General features: G+C 51.2%; 28 protein-coding genes. All 28 read left to right on the plus strand.

What is annotated here, in order from left to right; translation table 11 throughout:
- Window positions 1-560 precede the first annotated feature (560 nt).
- Window positions 561-872, plus strand: coding sequence for a 30S ribosomal protein S10 (gene rpsJ / locus ACTBDU_RS12510; RefSeq protein WP_009639175.1), 312 nt, complete (start codon window positions 561-563; stop codon window positions 870-872).
- 32 nt (window positions 873-904) lie between these two features.
- Window positions 905-1,534, plus strand: coding sequence for a 50S ribosomal protein L3 (rplC, locus tag ACTBDU_RS12515; RefSeq protein WP_438806674.1), 630 nt, complete (start codon window positions 905-907; stop codon window positions 1,532-1,534).
- Window positions 1,535-1,550: 16 nt separating this feature from the next.
- Window positions 1,551-2,156, plus strand: coding sequence for a 50S ribosomal protein L4 (rplD, locus tag ACTBDU_RS12520; protein ID WP_438806675.1), 606 nt, complete (start codon window positions 1,551-1,553; stop codon window positions 2,154-2,156).
- The gene (rplW, locus tag ACTBDU_RS12525) at window positions 2,153-2,455 is read left to right on the plus strand and encodes a 50S ribosomal protein L23 (RefSeq protein ID WP_438806676.1); all 303 of its coding nucleotides are present in this window, start codon (window positions 2,153-2,155) and stop codon (window positions 2,453-2,455) included. Before rplD ends, rplW begins: the two co-directional genes overlap by 4 nt.
- Window positions 2,456-2,473: 18 nt before the next feature.
- Window positions 2,474-3,295 carry a 50S ribosomal protein L2 gene (gene rplB, locus ACTBDU_RS12530; RefSeq protein WP_438806677.1) on the plus strand — a complete coding sequence of 274 codons (822 nt, stop codon included), beginning with the start codon at window positions 2,474-2,476 and terminating at the stop codon, window positions 3,293-3,295.
- A 16-nt stretch (window positions 3,296-3,311) separates the two neighbouring features.
- Window positions 3,312-3,590, plus strand: a complete 279-nt coding sequence (rpsS, locus tag ACTBDU_RS12535) for a 30S ribosomal protein S19 (RefSeq protein ID WP_438806678.1) — start codon at window positions 3,312-3,314, stop codon at window positions 3,588-3,590.
- Window positions 3,591-3,604: 14 nt separating this feature from the next.
- Complete coding sequence (rplV, locus tag ACTBDU_RS12540) at window positions 3,605-3,937, plus strand: 50S ribosomal protein L22 (RefSeq protein ID WP_438806679.1); 333 nt, start codon at window positions 3,605-3,607, stop codon at window positions 3,935-3,937.
- A 17-nt stretch (window positions 3,938-3,954) separates the two neighbouring features.
- Window positions 3,955-4,653, plus strand: coding sequence for a 30S ribosomal protein S3 (gene rpsC / locus ACTBDU_RS12545; protein WP_438806680.1), 699 nt, complete (start codon window positions 3,955-3,957; stop codon window positions 4,651-4,653).
- Window positions 4,654-4,665: 12 nt separating this feature from the next.
- On the plus strand, window positions 4,666-5,076 hold the full coding sequence (gene rplP, locus ACTBDU_RS12550) for a 50S ribosomal protein L16 (protein ID WP_025243890.1): 411 nt from the start codon (window positions 4,666-4,668) through the stop codon (window positions 5,074-5,076).
- Window positions 5,076-5,267, plus strand: coding sequence for a 50S ribosomal protein L29 (rpmC, locus tag ACTBDU_RS12555; RefSeq protein WP_438806681.1), 192 nt, complete (start codon window positions 5,076-5,078; stop codon window positions 5,265-5,267). Before rplP ends, rpmC begins: the two co-directional genes overlap by 1 nt.
- Window positions 5,267-5,521 carry a 30S ribosomal protein S17 gene (gene rpsQ, locus ACTBDU_RS12560; protein ID WP_438806682.1) on the plus strand — a complete coding sequence of 85 codons (255 nt, stop codon included), beginning with the start codon at window positions 5,267-5,269 and terminating at the stop codon, window positions 5,519-5,521. The genes rpmC and rpsQ overlap by 1 nt, the downstream gene beginning before the upstream one ends.
- 174 nt (window positions 5,522-5,695) lie before the next feature.
- On the plus strand, window positions 5,696-6,067 hold the full coding sequence (rplN, locus tag ACTBDU_RS12565) for a 50S ribosomal protein L14 (RefSeq protein ID WP_438806683.1): 372 nt from the start codon (window positions 5,696-5,698) through the stop codon (window positions 6,065-6,067).
- Window positions 6,068-6,077: 10 nt separating this feature from the next.
- A complete protein-coding gene (gene rplX, locus ACTBDU_RS12570; RefSeq protein WP_438806684.1) occupies window positions 6,078-6,392 on the plus strand; it encodes a 50S ribosomal protein L24 in 315 nt (104 codons plus the stop codon).
- A gap of 14 nt (window positions 6,393-6,406) precedes the next feature.
- Entirely contained in the window at window positions 6,407-6,946 is a 540-nt protein-coding gene (gene rplE / locus ACTBDU_RS12575; protein WP_438806685.1) for a 50S ribosomal protein L5, read from the plus strand.
- Window positions 6,947-6,960: 14 nt separating this feature from the next.
- Complete coding sequence (rpsN, locus tag ACTBDU_RS12580; RefSeq protein ID WP_438806686.1) at window positions 6,961-7,266, plus strand: 30S ribosomal protein S14; 306 nt, start codon at window positions 6,961-6,963, stop codon at window positions 7,264-7,266.
- Between the two features lie 34 nt (window positions 7,267-7,300).
- Window positions 7,301-7,693 carry a 30S ribosomal protein S8 gene (gene rpsH / locus ACTBDU_RS12585; protein WP_438806687.1) on the plus strand — a complete coding sequence of 131 codons (393 nt, stop codon included), beginning with the start codon at window positions 7,301-7,303 and terminating at the stop codon, window positions 7,691-7,693.
- A 13-nt stretch (window positions 7,694-7,706) separates the two neighbouring features.
- The gene (rplF, locus tag ACTBDU_RS12590) at window positions 7,707-8,240 is read left to right on the plus strand and encodes a 50S ribosomal protein L6 (RefSeq protein ID WP_438806688.1); all 534 of its coding nucleotides are present in this window, start codon (window positions 7,707-7,709) and stop codon (window positions 8,238-8,240) included.
- A 9-nt stretch (window positions 8,241-8,249) separates the two neighbouring features.
- Complete coding sequence (gene rplR / locus ACTBDU_RS12595; RefSeq protein WP_438806689.1) at window positions 8,250-8,603, plus strand: 50S ribosomal protein L18; 354 nt, start codon at window positions 8,250-8,252, stop codon at window positions 8,601-8,603.
- Between the two features lie 14 nt (window positions 8,604-8,617).
- Complete coding sequence (rpsE, locus tag ACTBDU_RS12600) at window positions 8,618-9,118, plus strand: 30S ribosomal protein S5 (RefSeq protein ID WP_438806690.1); 501 nt, start codon at window positions 8,618-8,620, stop codon at window positions 9,116-9,118.
- A gap of 6 nt (window positions 9,119-9,124) precedes the next feature.
- Window positions 9,125-9,304: a 50S ribosomal protein L30 gene (rpmD, locus tag ACTBDU_RS12605; RefSeq protein ID WP_011412070.1), complete on the plus strand. Its 180-nt coding sequence runs from the start codon at window positions 9,125-9,127 to the stop codon at window positions 9,302-9,304.
- A 3-nt stretch (window positions 9,305-9,307) separates the two neighbouring features.
- Window positions 9,308-9,742, plus strand: coding sequence for a 50S ribosomal protein L15 (rplO, locus tag ACTBDU_RS12610; RefSeq protein ID WP_438806691.1), 435 nt, complete (start codon window positions 9,308-9,310; stop codon window positions 9,740-9,742).
- 7 nt (window positions 9,743-9,749) lie between these two features.
- On the plus strand, window positions 9,750-11,081 hold the full coding sequence (gene secY / locus ACTBDU_RS12615; RefSeq protein ID WP_438806692.1) for a preprotein translocase subunit SecY: 1,332 nt from the start codon (window positions 9,750-9,752) through the stop codon (window positions 11,079-11,081).
- A gap of 33 nt (window positions 11,082-11,114) precedes the next feature.
- Window positions 11,115-11,231 carry a 50S ribosomal protein L36 gene (rpmJ, locus tag ACTBDU_RS12620; RefSeq protein ID WP_002227352.1) on the plus strand — a complete coding sequence of 39 codons (117 nt, stop codon included), beginning with the start codon at window positions 11,115-11,117 and terminating at the stop codon, window positions 11,229-11,231.
- Between the two features lie 147 nt (window positions 11,232-11,378).
- Window positions 11,379-11,735 carry a 30S ribosomal protein S13 gene (gene rpsM, locus ACTBDU_RS12625; protein WP_438806693.1) on the plus strand — a complete coding sequence of 119 codons (357 nt, stop codon included), beginning with the start codon at window positions 11,379-11,381 and terminating at the stop codon, window positions 11,733-11,735.
- Window positions 11,736-11,751: 16 nt separating this feature from the next.
- Complete coding sequence (rpsK, locus tag ACTBDU_RS12630) at window positions 11,752-12,141, plus strand: 30S ribosomal protein S11 (protein ID WP_438806694.1); 390 nt, start codon at window positions 11,752-11,754, stop codon at window positions 12,139-12,141.
- Between the two features lie 30 nt (window positions 12,142-12,171).
- Window positions 12,172-12,792 (plus strand): 30S ribosomal protein S4, encoded by a 621-nt coding sequence (gene rpsD / locus ACTBDU_RS12635; protein WP_438806695.1) that lies wholly within the window; start codon window positions 12,172-12,174, stop codon window positions 12,790-12,792.
- A gap of 25 nt (window positions 12,793-12,817) precedes the next feature.
- A complete protein-coding gene (locus tag ACTBDU_RS12640) occupies window positions 12,818-13,807 on the plus strand; it encodes a DNA-directed RNA polymerase subunit alpha (RefSeq protein ID WP_438806696.1) in 990 nt (329 codons plus the stop codon).
- Window positions 13,808-13,847: 40 nt separating this feature from the next.
- Complete coding sequence (gene rplQ / locus ACTBDU_RS12645) at window positions 13,848-14,243, plus strand: 50S ribosomal protein L17 (protein WP_438806697.1); 396 nt, start codon at window positions 13,848-13,850, stop codon at window positions 14,241-14,243.
- Window positions 14,244-14,760: the final 517 nt, after the last annotated feature.

A 14,760-nucleotide genomic window follows, 5' to 3' on the forward strand; every position in this document is an offset into this window, starting at 1 on the left:
ACTATATCGTGGGATATTACAGCGCACTCAGGCCGCATTAATATAACGGTGGGTTACCACCAAACGAATCAGAAAATAGATACTGGAAAAACGCTAACGCGGTGGCAAGTTTTAGTTGACCACTACAGTTTGCGCGGGGCACAAATCAGTAGCGCACTCCGCGCCGTCCGCCCGCCCGGGGCCTGGTACATTCGCCCTGGAGTTTCCCTCTTGCCACCGTTGCTCGGAACCGCAAGCGGTCTTTATAACATCTGATTTGTCGCCGTCTGTCCAAAGTAGCGTGCTTCCCACCGCCGCACCCCCACTTTTTACCGCCCTCGCTTGCTTTCTGTACAGATTTGCGTATAATCCGGGGGCTTGTCTTGTAGTTATTCAACTTGACAAGCCGACTTGCTCGTTAGGTCCGCGCTGGCCGCGGCCGCGCAGGCGGTAAGCCAGCTGACAAGATCCCCAATTAGAAGATAACACTGAACGATTACACTCCCCCACCAATCGATCGAACAATCGAAATGGGTGGGGGGCAGCTTTTTACGTTTATAAATAATTGGAGCTCCGGTCTCATGCAGAACCAAAGAATCCGTATCCGCTTGAAAGCGTTTGATCATCGTCTGATTGATCAATCAACCGCGGAAATCGTCGAGACTGCCAAACGTACCGGTGCTCAGGTACGTGGTCCGATCCCGCTGCCGACCCGCAAAGAGCGCTTTACCATTCTGATCTCCCCGCACGTCAACAAAGATGCGCGCGATCAGTATGAAATCCGTACTCACAAGCGTCTGGTTGACATCGTTGAGCCAACCGAAAAAACCGTTGATGCTCTGATGCGTCTGGACCTGGCTGCCGGTGTAGACGTGCAGATCAGCCTGGGTTAATCAGGTCGTAGAACGATTGAGAGGTTGAAACGATGAAGGGTTTAATCGGACGTAAAGTGGGTATGACTCGCATCTTCAGCGAAGATGGTGTTTCTATCCCCGTTACCGTTATCAAAATCGAAGCAAACCGCGTCACCCAGGTTAAAGATCTGGAAAACGACGGATACCGCGCTATCCAGGTTACCGCCGGCACTAAAAAAGCCAACCGCGTCACCAAACCGGAAGCCGGTCATTTTGCGAAGGCGGGCGTTGAAGCCGGCCGTGGTCTGTGGGAATTCCGCGTCGAAGACGGCGAAGAAGTCACCGTTGGCCAGAGCATCACCGTAGAACTGTTTGCTGATGTAAAAAAAGTTGACGTTACTGGTACCTCTAAAGGTAAAGGATTTGCCGGCACTGTAAAGCGCTGGAACTTCCGCACTCAGGATGCTACCCACGGTAACTCCTTGTCCCACCGCGTTCCGGGTTCTATCGGTCAGAACCAGACTCCGGGCAAAGTATTCAAGGGCAAGAAAATGGCAGGTCAGCTGGGCAACGAACGTGTAACCGTTCAGAGTCTGGACGTGGTACGTGTTGACGTAGAACGCAACCTGCTGCTGATCAAAGGCGCCGTCCCGGGAGCAACCGGTGGTGACCTGATCGTTAAACCGGCTGTCAAGCCGTAACGTCGAGGAGATAGGAATGGAATTGGTATTAAAAAACGCGAAAAGCGCGCTAACTGTTTCCGAAACTACCTTCGGGCGTGACTTCAACGAAGCTCTGGTTCACCAGGTTGTTGTGGCTTACGCAGCAGGTGCCCGTCAGGGGACCCGCGGTCAGAAGACCCCTGCCGAAGTCACCGGTTCCGGTAAGAAACCCTGGCGTCAGAAGGGTACCGGCCGTGCGCGTTCCGGTAGCGTGAAAAGCCCGATCTGGCGTTCTGGTGGCGTTACCTTTGCCGCCAAGCCGCAAGATCACAGTCAGAAAGTAAATAAGAAGATGTACCGCGGGGCGCTGAAAAGCATCCTGTCTGAACTGGTACGTCAGGATCGTTTAATCGTTGTTGAACAGTTCTCTATCGAAGCGCCGAAAACCAAGCTGCTGGCACAGAAACTGAAAGACATGGCGTTGGAAGATGTGCTGATCATTACCGGTGAACAGGACGAAAACCTGTTCCTGGCTGCGCGTAACCTCTACAAAGTAGACGTACGCGACACTAATGGTATCGACCCGGTTAGCCTGATCGCCTTCGACAAAGTTGTTATGACGGTTGACGCTGTTAAGCAAGTTGAGGAGATGCTGGCATGATTCGTGAAGAACGTCTGCTGAAAGTACTGCGCGCGCCGCATGTTTCTGAAAAAGCATCTACCGCGATGGAAAAAAATAACACCATCGTACTCAAAGTAGCTAAAGATGCGACCAAAGCAGAAATCAAAGCCGCTGTGCGTAAACTGTTTGAAGTCGAAGTCAATGACGTGCGTACCCTGGTCGTAAAAGGGAAAACCAAACGTCACGGACAGCGTATCGGTCGTCGTAGCGACTGGAAAAAAGCTTACGTTACCCTGAAAGAAGGCCAGAACCTGGACTTCATCGGCGGTGCAGAGTAAGTCGGAGGAGTAAAAACAATGGCAATTGTTAAATGTAAACCGACATCTCCGGGTCGTCGCCACGTTGTTAAAGTGGTCAACCCTGAGCTGCACAAGGGCAAACCTTATGCCCCGTTGCTGGAAACTCTCAGCAAATCCGGTGGCCGTAACAACAATGGCCGTATCACTACGCGCCATATCGGTAATGGCCACAAGCAACACTATCGTCTGATTGACTTTAAACGCAATAAAGACGGTATCCCGGCAGTGGTAGAACGTCTGGAGTATGATCCTAACCGTTCCGCCAACATCGCGCTGGTGTTGTACAAAGATGGTGAACGTCGTTACATCCTGGCACCGAAAGGCCAGAAGGCCGGTGATCAGATTCAATCTGGCGTCGATGCGGCAATCAAAGCCGGCAACGCTCTGCCGATGCGCAATATTCCGGTTGGTTCCACCGTGCATAACGTGGAAATGAAACCGGGTAAAGGCGGTCAGCTGGCGCGTTCCGCAGGTGCTTATGTTCAGATCGTGGCTCGTGATGGCCCTTATGTCACGCTGCGTCTGCGTTCCGGTGAAATGCGCAAAATTCAGTCCGAATGCCGCGCGACTCTGGGCGAAGTAGGTAATGCCGAACACATGCTGCGTGTACTGGGTAAAGCAGGCGCCAGCCGCTGGCGTGGCATCCGTCCGACCGTTCGCGGTACGGCGATGAATCCGGTCGACCACCCGCACGGTGGTGGTGAAGGTCGTAACTTTGGTAAACACCCGGTAACCCCGTGGGGCATTCAGACCAAAGGTAAAAAGACTCGTAGCAATAAGCGTACTGATAAATTCATCGTACGTCGCCGTAGCAAATAATATTAGAGGATAAACCATGCCACGTTCTCTCAAGAAAGGTCCATTTATTGACCTGCACTTGCTGAAGAAGGTAGAGAAAGCGGTGGAATGCAGTGACAAGAAGCCTATCCGCACTTGGTCCCGTCGTTCAACGATCTTTCCAACAATGATCGGTTTAACCATCGCTGTCCATAATGGACGTCAGCACGTGCCCGTTTTTGTCGCTGATGAAATGGTCGGTCACAAACTGGGTGAATTCGCGCCGACGCGTACTTATCGCGGCCATGCGGCCGACAAAAAGGCCAAAAAGCGCTAAGGTAGGAGGAAGAGATGGAAACTATCGCTCAACATCGCCACGCTCGTTCTTCTGCTCAAAAGATTCGCCTGGTGGCTGACTTGATTCGCGGTAAGAAAGTGTCGCAAGCTCTGGAAGTTCTGACCTATACCAACAAGAAAGCTGCTGGTCTGGTGAAGAAAGTACTGGAGTCTGCCATTGCTAACGCTGAACACAATGATGGCGCAGATATCGATGATCTGAAAGTCGCGAAGATTTTCGTCGACGCTGGCCCGAGCATGAAGCGCATTATGCCGCGTGCCAAGGGTCGTGCAGATCGTATCTTGAAGCGCACCAGCCACATTACTGTGGTTGTGTCCGATCGCTGAGACTCTGGAGACTAGCAATGGGTCAGAAAGTACATCCGAATGGTATTCGCTTGGGTATTGTCAAACCCTGGAATTCTACCTGGTATGCGAATACTAAAGAATTCGCTGACAACCTGGACAGCGACTTTAAAGTTCGTCAGTTCCTGACCAAGGAATTGTCGAAAGCTTCGGTTTCCCGCGTGGTGATCGAACGTCCGGCCAAGAGCATCCGTGTGACCATTCACACCGCTCGTCCGGGCATCGTGATCGGCAAAAAAGGTGAAGACGTCGAAAAACTGCGTAAGGTCGTAGCGGATATCGCTGGCGTGCCGGCGCAGATTAACATCGCTGAAGTCCGTAAGCCGGAACTGGACGCCAAACTGGTCGCCGACAGCATCTCTTCGCAGCTGGAACGTCGCGTTATGTTCCGTCGTGCGATGAAGCGTGCCGTGCAGAACGCCATGCGTCTTGGCGCCAAGGGGATTAAGGTTGAAGTCAGCGGCCGTCTGGGCGGCGCTGAAATCGCACGTACCGAATGGTACCGCAAAGGTCGTGTTCCGTTACACACCCTGCGTGCGGATATCGACTACAACACCTCCGAAGCGCACACCACTTATGGTGTCATCGGCGTAAAAGTGTGGATCTTCAAAGGTGAGATCTTAGGTGGTATGGCTGCCGTTGAACAACCGGGACCGGCTGCTCAACCTAAAAAGCAGCAGCGTAAAGGCCGCAAGTAAGGAGAGTCGCTGATGTTACAACCAAAGCGTACAAAATTCCGTAAGATGCACAAAGGCCGCAACCGTGGCCTGGCAGCGGGTACGGATGTTAGCTTCGGTACTTTCGGTCTGAAAGCTGTTGGCCGTGGTCGTTTGACCGCTCGTCAAATCGAAGCAGCACGTCGTGCCATGACACGTGCAGTTAAGCGTCAAGGTAAGATCTGGATCCGGATTTTCCCGGACAAACCGATCACCGAAAAGCCGCTTGAAGTACGTATGGGTAAAGGTAAAGGTAACGTAGAATACTGGGTTGCCTTGATTCAGCCGGGTAAAGTCCTGTACGAAATGGACGGCGTTCCGGAAGAGCTTGCCCGTGAAGCCTTCAAGCTGGCAGCAGCAAAACTGCCGATTAAAACCACCTTTGTAACTAAGACGGTGATGTAATGAAAGCAAATGAGCTGCGTGAAAAAAGCGCTGAAGAGCTGAACACCGAACTGCTGAACCTGCTGCGCGAGCAATTCAACCTGCGTATGCAGGCTGCCAGCGGCCAGCTACAGCAGACCCACCTGTTAAAGCAAGTACGCCGCAATGCTGCGCGCGTGAAGACGTTATTGACTGAGAAGGCGGGTGCGTAATGAGTGACAAAATCCGTACTCTGCAAGGTCGTGTGGTCAGCGATAAAATGGAGAAATCCATTGTTGTGGCCATCGAACGTTTTGTGAAACACCCGTTCTACGGCAAGTTCATTAAACGTACGACCAAGCTCCACGTACATGACGAAAACAATGACAGCAACATCGGCGACATCGTTGAAATCAGCGAATCTCGTCCGATTTCCAAGACCAAGTCCTGGACGCTAGTTCGCGTTGTAGAAAAAGCCATCCTGTAAAACGGTAAGCGCGCTCTAAACAGATAAACGGCTCAAAGGACGAGCCGTTTATTTTTTCTACCCATACACCAGGAGCGGTGTTACAATGTGGTCCCATGTATTATAGATTTTTTTATTATGACCGATTCAATTCATTAAGTAGTAGGTAGTAGTTGACATTAGCGGAGCACTAACATGATCCAAGAACAGACTATGATGACCGTGGCCGACAACTCCGGTGCACGTCGCGTAATGTGTATCAAAGTTCTAGGTGGCTCGCACCGTCGCTACGCAGGCGTCGGCGACATTATCAAAATTACCATCAAGGAAGCGATTCCTCGTGGCAAAGTAAAAAAAGGTGATGTCCTGAAGGCGGTAGTGGTGCGCACCAAGAAGGGTGTTCGTCGCCCTGACGGTTCTGTCGTTTGCTTCGATAATAATGCTTGTGTTTTGTTGAACAACAACAGTGAGCAACCTATCGGTACGCGTATTTTTGGGCCGGTGACTCGTGAGCTGCGTACCGAAAAGTTTATGAAGATCATTTCCCTGGCACCTGAAGTACTTTAAGGAGCGAATCATGGCAGCGAAAATCCGTCGTGATGACGAAGTTATCGTGCTGACCGGCAAAGATAAAGGTAAGCGCGGTAAAGTAAAAAATGTCCTGTCTTCCGGCAAGGCCATTGTTGAAAATATCAATCTGGTCAAGAAACATCAAAAACCAGTACCGGCCATGAACCAGCTGGGGGGCATCGTTGAGAAAGAAGCGCCAATCGATCTTTCCAGCCTTGCAATCTTCAATGCGGCGGCCAGCAAGGCGGACCGTGTGGGCTTTAAGATTGAAGACGGCAAAAAAGTGCGTGTCTTTAAATCTAACGGCGAAACTATTAAGTAATTTGGAGTAGTACGATGGCGAAACTGCATGATTACTACAAAGACAAAGTAGTCTCTCAACTGACGAGACAGTTCGGCTACCATTCTGTCATGCAAGTCCCTCGGGTCGAGAAGATCACCCTGAATATGAGTGTGGGTGAAGCAATTGCCGATAAAAAGCTGCTGGATAACGCCGCAGCCGATTTGAGCGCGATTTCAGGCCAAAAGCCGCTTATCACCAAAGCACGTAAATCTGTTGCTAGCTTCAAAATCCGTCAGGGCTATCCGATCGGTTGTAAAGTAACCCTGCGCGGCGAACGCATGTGGGAGTTCTTTGAGCGACTAATTTCCATTGCTGTACCGCGTATCCGTGACTTCCGTGGTCTATCCGCCAAGTCATTTGATGGCCGTGGCAACTACAGCATGGGCGTGCATGAACAGATCATCTTCCCGGAAATCGACTATGACAAAGTCGATCGCGTTCGTGGCATGAATATTACCATCACCACCACTGCGAAATCCGATGATGAAGGCCGTGCGCTGTTGACCGCCTTTAACTTCCCATTCCGCAAGTAATGGGAGGGTTACTGATGGCTAAACAATCCATGAAAGCACGCGAAGTAAAACGCGTGAAATTAGCTGATAAATTTTTCGCCAAACGCGCTGAACTTAAAACCATCATCTCCAACGTGAATGCTTCCGATGAAGACCGTTGGGATGCGGTTCTCAAGCTGCAGACTCTGCCGCGTGATTCCAGCCCGTCTCGTCAGCGTAACCGCTGCCGTCAAACAGGTCGTCCGCACGCTTTCCTGCGGAAATTCGGGTTGAGCCGTATCAAGGTCCGTGAAGCCGCTATGCGCGGTGAAATCCCGGGCCTGAGAAAGGCTAGCTGGTAAATTGTCACCAATTGAATCACGGGAGTAAAGACAGATGAGCATGCAAGATCCGATCGCGGATATGCTGACCCGTATCCGTAACGGTCAAGCCGCGAACAAAACCGCGGTCTCCATGCCTTCTTCCAAGCTTAAAGTGGCAATTGCCAACTTGCTGAAAGAAGAAGGCTTTATTGAAGATTACAAAGTTGAAGGCGACACCAAGCCGACGCTGGAACTGGTACTGAAGTACTTCCAGGGTAAGCCGGTGGTAGAAACCATTCAGCGTATCAGCCGCCCCGGCCTGCGTATCTATAAGAAAAAAGATGCGTTGCCGAAAGTCATGGCAGGCATGGGTATCGAGGTGATTTCTACCTCTAAAGGTGTCATGACTGATCGTGCGGCTCGCCAGGCTGGTCTTGGCGGCGAGATTATCTGCTACGTAGCGTGATTGGGAGGAAAGAATGTCTCGTGTTGCTAAAGCACCCGTCGTCATTCCTGCCGGCGTAGAGGTAAAACTCAACGGTCAGGTTATTTCGATTAAGGGTAAAAACGGCGAGCTGACTCGTACTATCCACGAAGCTGTTGACGTTCAGCATGCTGATAACCAGCTGTTTTTTGCTCCGCGCGAAGGTCATGCCAACGGTTGGGCACTTGCAGGTACCACGCATGCGTTGCTGAACGGCATGGTGATTGGTGTGACTGACGGCTTCACTAAAAAGCTACAGCTGGTAGGCGTAGGTTACCGTGCTGTAGTGAAAAGTAGTGTCGTGAATTTGTCTCTGGGCTTTTCTCACCCCATCGACCATCAACTGCCGGCAGGTATCACCGCAGAATGCCCGAGCCAAACTGAAATCGTGCTGAAAGGCGCTGATAAGCAGATTATTGGCCAGGTTGCGGCAGATCTGCGTGCCTACCGTCGTCCTGAGCCTTACAAAGGCAAGGGTGTTCGTTACGCCGACGAACTCGTGCGTACCAAAGAGGCTAAGAAGAAGTAAGGTAACACTATGGATAAGAAAGCAGCTCGTATCCGTCGTGCGACCCGCGCACGCCGCAAGCTTCAGGAATTGGGTGCTACCCGCCTGGTGGTACATCGTACCCCGCGTCATATTTACGCACAGGTTATTGCACCAAATAATTTTGAAGTCCTGGTAGCCGCTTCTACAGTGGAAAAAGCTATCGCGGAGCAATTAAAGGGTACTGGTAACAAAGACGCCGCCGCCGCAGTAGGTAAAACTATCGCCGAGCGGGCGCTGGAAAAAGGCATTAAAGATGTGTCCTTTGACCGTTCCGGGTTTCAATATCATGGTCGAGTCCAGGCACTGGCAGATGCTGCCCGTGAAGCTGGCCTTCAGTTCTAAGGTAGAGGTGTAAGATGGCGCACATCGAAAAACAAGCTGGCGAACTGCAGGAAAAGCTGATCGCGGTAAACCGCGTATCTAAAACCGTAAAAGGTGGCCGTATTTTCAGCTTTACCGTACTGACGGTTGTCGGTGACGGTAACGGTCGCGTTGGTTTTGGCTACGGCAAAGCACGCGAAGTTCCGGCAGCGATCCAGAAAGCGATGGAAAAAGCCCGTCGCAACATGATGAGTGTCGCGCTGAACAGCGGCACCCTGCAGCACCCGATTAAAGGTGCGCACACGGGTTCCCGCGTGTTCATGCAGCCGGCTTCCGAAGGTACCGGTATTATCGCCGGTGGTGCAATGCGCGCCGTCCTGGAAGTTGCAGGGGTTCACAACGTACTGGCAAAAGCCTATGGTTCCACCAACCCGATCAACGTGGTTCGTGCAACTATCGACGCTCTTGGCAATATGAAGTCTCCTGAAATGGTCGCTGCCAAGCGTGGTAAATCTGTTGAAGAAATTCTGGGGTAATTGACCATGGCACAGACTATTAAGATCACTCAAACTCGCAGTTCCATCGGTCGTCTGCCGAAACACAAGGCAACTCTGGTTGGCTTGGGCCTGCGTCGCATTGGCCACACCGTAGAGCGTGAAGATACGCCTGCTGTACGCGGTATGGTCAATTTGGTTTCCTATATGGTCAAAGTTGAGGAGTAAGAGATGCGTTTAAATACTCTGTCTCCGGCTGAGGGTTTTAAACACGCCTCTAAGCGTCCAGGCCGCGGTATTGGTTCTGGCTTGGGCAAAACCGGCGGTCGCGGTCACAAGGGTCAGAAGTCTCGTTCTGGCGGTGGCGTACGTCGCGGGTTTGAAGGCGGCCAGATGCCTCTGTACCGGCGTCTGCCAAAATTCGGCTTTACGTCGCGCAAATTCATGGTCACCGCGGAAATCCGCCTGTCCGATTTGGCGCACGTAGAAGGCGATGTGGTGGATCTGAACACGCTGAAAGCCGCTAACATCGTTAACATCCAGACTAAATTCGCCAAAATCATGTTGTCCGGCGAAGTCGAACGTGTGGTAACCGTACGTGGCCTGCGTGTTAGCAAAGGCGCGCGTGCCGCGATCGAAGCTGCCGGCGGTAAAATTGAGGAATAAGTAGCAGATGGCTAAACAACCGGGATTAGATTTTCAAAGCGCCAAAGGCGGACTGGGTGAACTGAAACGCAGACTTTTGTTTGTTATCGGGGCGCTTATTGTCTTCCGCATCGGCTCTTTTATTCCGATCCCTGGTATTGATGCCACCGTGCTTGCGAAATTGCTCGAACAGCAGCGGGGCACCATCATTGAAATGTTTAACATGTTCTCTGGTGGTGCGCTCAGCCGTGCTTCTATCTTCACGTTGGGGATCATGCCGTATATTTCGGCATCGATCATCATACAGCTGCTGACGGTGGTTCACCCGGCGCTGGCGGAGATAAAAAAAGAGGGTGAGGCTGGCAGACGTAAAATCAGCCAGTACACTCGCTATGGCACGTTGGTGTTGGCGATATTTCAGTCAATCGGTATTGCTACAGGTTTGCCAAATATGCCTGGAATGCAAGGTCTGGTAATTAATCCGGGCTTTGCGTTTTACTTTACTGCGGTAGTGAGCCTGGTCTGCGGGACGATGTTCCTGATGTGGCTGGGTGAACAGATTACTGATCGGGGTATCGGCAACGGTATCTCTATCATTATCTTCGCCGGTATCGTAGCGGGCTTGCCGCCTGCCATCGGCCACACTATTGAGCAAGCCCGACAAGGCGACATGCACTTCCTCGTGTTGCTATTGGTTGCAGTTCTGGTGTTTGCGGTAACGTTTTTCGTGGTGTTCGTTGAACGTGGTCAGCGTCGAATCGTCGTTAACTACGCCAAGCGTCAGCAGGGACGTCGCGTTTATGCAGCCCAGAGCACGCATTTGCCGCTGAAAGTGAACATGGCCGGGGTTATCCCGACAATTTTCGCCTCCAGTATCATTCTGTTTCCGGCCACGATCGCATCCTGGTTCGGAGGTGGCACAGGTTGGAACTGGCTGACTGCGATTTCGCTCTATTTGCAGCCTGGCCAACCGCTTTATGTGTTACTATATGCGGCTGCAATCATATTCTTCTGTTTCTTTTACACGGCGTTGGTGTTCAACCCGCGCGAGACAGCGGATAACCTGAAGAAGTCCGGTGCATTTGTACCAGGCATTCGTCCGGGAGAGCAAACGGCAAGGTACATTGATAAGGTGATGACTCGCCTGACGCTAGTCGGCGCCATGTACATTACCTTCATCTGCCTAATCCCGGAGTTCATGCGTGACGCAATGAAAGTCCCCTTCTATTTTGGGGGCACGTCTTTATTGATCGTCGTTGTGGTTATCATGGACTTTATAGCTCAAGTGCAGACTCTGATGATGTCGAGTCAATACGAGTCCGCATTGAAGAAAGCAAATTTGAAAGGCTATAACCGCTAATTCAGGAAGCTTGAGAAGTTACGGAGAGTAAAAATGAAAGTTCGTGCTTCCGTCAAGAAATTATGTCGTAACTGCAAAATCGTTAAGCGTAACGGTGTCGTTCGTGTGATTTGCAGCGCTGAACCTAAGCATAAACAGCGCCAAGGCTAATATTTCCGGCATTTTTTTCTTGCAAAGTTAAGTTGAGCTGGCTAGATTGGCCAGCCAATCTTTTGTATGTCGCTGCAACATTGTTTGAGTATTCTGAAAACGGGCTTTTCAGAATAATGTTGCTGTTAAAAATTTTAGGAGTGCATAGTGGCCCGTATAGCAGGCATTAACATTCCTGATCATAAACATACCGTTATTGCCCTAACGTCAATCTACGGTATCGGCAAAACCCGCTCGCAGCACATCTGCGAGGCTACGGGTATTGCTAAACATGTTAAGATCAGTGAGCTGTCTGAAGAGCAGATTGACACGCTACGTGAAGCAGTTGCCAAGTTTGTTGTCGAAGGCGATCTGCGCCGTGAAGTCGCCCTGAGTATCAAGCGTCTGATGGACCTTGGTACCTATCGTGGTTTGCGTCATCGTCGTGGTCTTCCGGTTCGCGGTCAGCGTACCAAGACCAATGCCCGTACCCGTAAGGGTCCGCGCAAACCGATCAAGAAATAATCGGGGTGAGTAAATAATGGCTAAGGCACCTATTCGTGCACGTAAGCGTGTTAAAAAACAAGTTTCAGATGGTGTAGCTCATATCCATGCGTTTTTCAACAATACCATCGTAACTATTACCGATCGTCAGGGTAATGCGTTGGGTTGGGCGACCGCCGGTGATTCCGGTTTCCGTGGTTCTCGTAAGTCTACTCCTTTCGCCGCACAGGTCGCAGCGGAACGTTGCGCCGAAGCCGTGAAAGAATATGGCATCAAAAATCTGGAAGTTATGGTTAAAGGACCAGGTCCAGGCCGCGAGTCTACCGTCCGCGCGTTAAACGCGGCTGGTTTCCGCATCACGAACATTACTGATGTGACTCCGATCCCCCATAACGGTTGTCGTCCGCCTAAAAAGCGCCGCGTTTAACGCCGCTTTTAGGTTAGTTGGAGAAAGAAAATGGCAAGATATTTGGGTCCTAAGCTCAAGCTGAGCCGTCGAGAGGGCACAGACCTTTTCCTGAAGTCTGGCGTTCGCGCGATCGATTCCAAGTGCAAAATTGAGCAACCGCCCGGTCAGCACGGTGCGCGTAAACCGCGTCTGTCTGATTACGGCGTACAGTTGCGCGAAAAACAAAAAGTTCGTCGTATTTACGGCGTGCTGGAACGTCAATTCCGCAACTACTACAAAGAAGCAGCACGCCTGAAAGGTAATACCGGTGAAAACCTGTTGCAGTTGCTGGAAGGTCGTCTCGACAACGTTATTTACCGCATGGGCTTTGGTGCTACCCGTGCTGAAGCACGTCAGTTGGTCAGCCACAAGGCGATCATGGTGAACGGCCGCGTTGTTAACATCGCTTCTTACCAGGTTACTCCGAATGACGTTGTCAGCATCCGTGAGAAAGCGAAAAAACAATCCCGTGTTCGTGCCTCATTGGAACTGGCTGAGCAGCGTGAAAAGCCGACCTGGCTTGAAGTCAACGCTGCTAAGATGGAAGGGGTGTTCAAACGTATTCCAGAACGTACCGATCTGTCTGCGGACATTAATGAACACCTGATCGTCGAGCTTTACTCCAAGTAAGGCTTAGTACCAAAGAGAGGACACAATGCAGGGTTCTGTGATAGAGTTTCTAAAACCGCGCCTGGTAGATATCGAGCAAGTTAGTTCGACGCACGCCAAGGTGACCCTTGAGCCCTTAGAGCGTGGCTTTGGCCATACTTTGGGTAATGCACTGCGCCGTATTCTGCTTTCATCAATGCCGGGTTGCGCGGTGACTGAGGTTGAGATTGATGGTGTACTGCACGAGTACAGCACCAAAGAAGGTGTACAGGAAGACATCCTGGAGATTCTGCTCAACCTGAAAGGGCTGGCGGTGAGAGTTCAAGGTAAAGATGACGTTATCTTGACCCTGAATAAATCCGGCATTGGCCCTGTGACCGCAGCCGACATCACCCATGATAAGGATGTCGAAATCGTCAAACCGCAGCATCTCCTGTGCCACCTAACCGATGAAAACGCCGCTATCAGCATGCGTATCAAGGTTCAGCGTGGACGTGGTTATGTTCCGGCTTCTGCCAGAATTCATTCGGAAGAAGATGAGCGCCCGATCGGTTGTCTGCTGGTAGACGCATGCTATAGCCCTGTAGAGCGTATTGCCTACAATGTGGAAGCAGCGCGCGTTGAGCAGCGTACCGACCTGGACAAGCTGGTTATCGAAATGGAAACCAATGGCACGATCGATCCTGAAGAGGCGATCCGCCGTGCGGCAACCATTCTGGCTGAACAACTGAAAGCTTTTGTTGACTTACGTGATGTACGTCAGCCGGAAGTGAAAGAAGAGAAACCAGAATTCGATCCGATCCTGCTGCGCCCCGTTGACGATCTGGAATTGACTGTCCGCTCTGCTAACTGCCTCAAGGCAGAAGCTATCCACTACATCGGTGATCTGGTACAGCGCACCGAGGTTGAGTTGCTGAAAACGCCTAACCTTGGTAAAAAATCCCTTACCGAGATCAAAGACGTGTTGGCTTCCCGTGGGTTGTCTCTGGGCATGCGCCTTGAGAACTGGCCTCCGGCAAGTATCGCTGATGAATAACCCGATCATAGGTTAAAGTTTTACTGAGAAGGATAAGGTCATGCGTCATCGTAAGAGTGGTCGTCAACTGAATCGTAACAGCAGCCATCGCCAGGCTATGTTCCGTAACATGGCCGGTTCTTTGGTTCGTCATGAAATCATCAAGACGACCCTGCCGAAAGCGAAAGAGCTGCGCCGCGTTGTTGAACCGCTGATTACACTTGCCAAGACCGACAGCGTAGCAAATCGTCGTCTGGCATTCGCCCGCACTCGTGATAACGAGATTGTGGCAAAACTGTTTAACAAGCTGGGCCCGCGTTTCGCGAGCCGCACCGGTGGTTACACTCGCATCTTGAAGTGTGGCTTCCGTGCAGGCGACAACGCGCCGATGGCATACATCGAACTCGTTGATCGCGCTGAAGCAGCAGCTTCAGCAGCGGAAGCAATCGCAGAGTAATCTGCCGTTGTGCAAGCTTGTATAAAACCGGGCCTGGCACAATTTTTTTGTGCCTCGAAGTTGCCAGCCGGTAAGCGTAATGGGTTTGCCGCCGTGGTTGTTTTAGCGTGCCGAAAACTGATGGCGGGCATTTCAAGCCATAATCGTAGCCCCCATAATTTTCTGTTGGCGCGGCCCATGTGGTTGGGCTGAATTTTCCCTTCTGCCGTTAACAACTGCAAACGCCCCTCCAATGTTGCCGTCACCGTTTTCCATGGTGGATATCGTTATCCCTAAACCAGCCCCTGGTCCAGCCGCTATGCCCGTCTTAGAAATGATTAATTAAGTAATAAAAGCTGCATAAGGTATGTGCAGACAGCGTCTCTTACTTGGCATATTAAAAATATTTCGTTAATGAAAAAATGAATATGTAAGGTTTATTATCCACTCAGCGTACATTACGGCCTGTAGTGGTCAACTGAAACTGGCCACCGCGTTAGAGTTTTTCCAGTGTCTATTTTCTGATTCCTTTGGTGGC

Origin of the sequence: Sodalis sp. (in: enterobacteria), assembly GCF_051710625.1 — a bacterium.
Lineage (GTDB): Bacteria > Pseudomonadota > Gammaproteobacteria > Enterobacterales > Enterobacteriaceae > JBPESN01.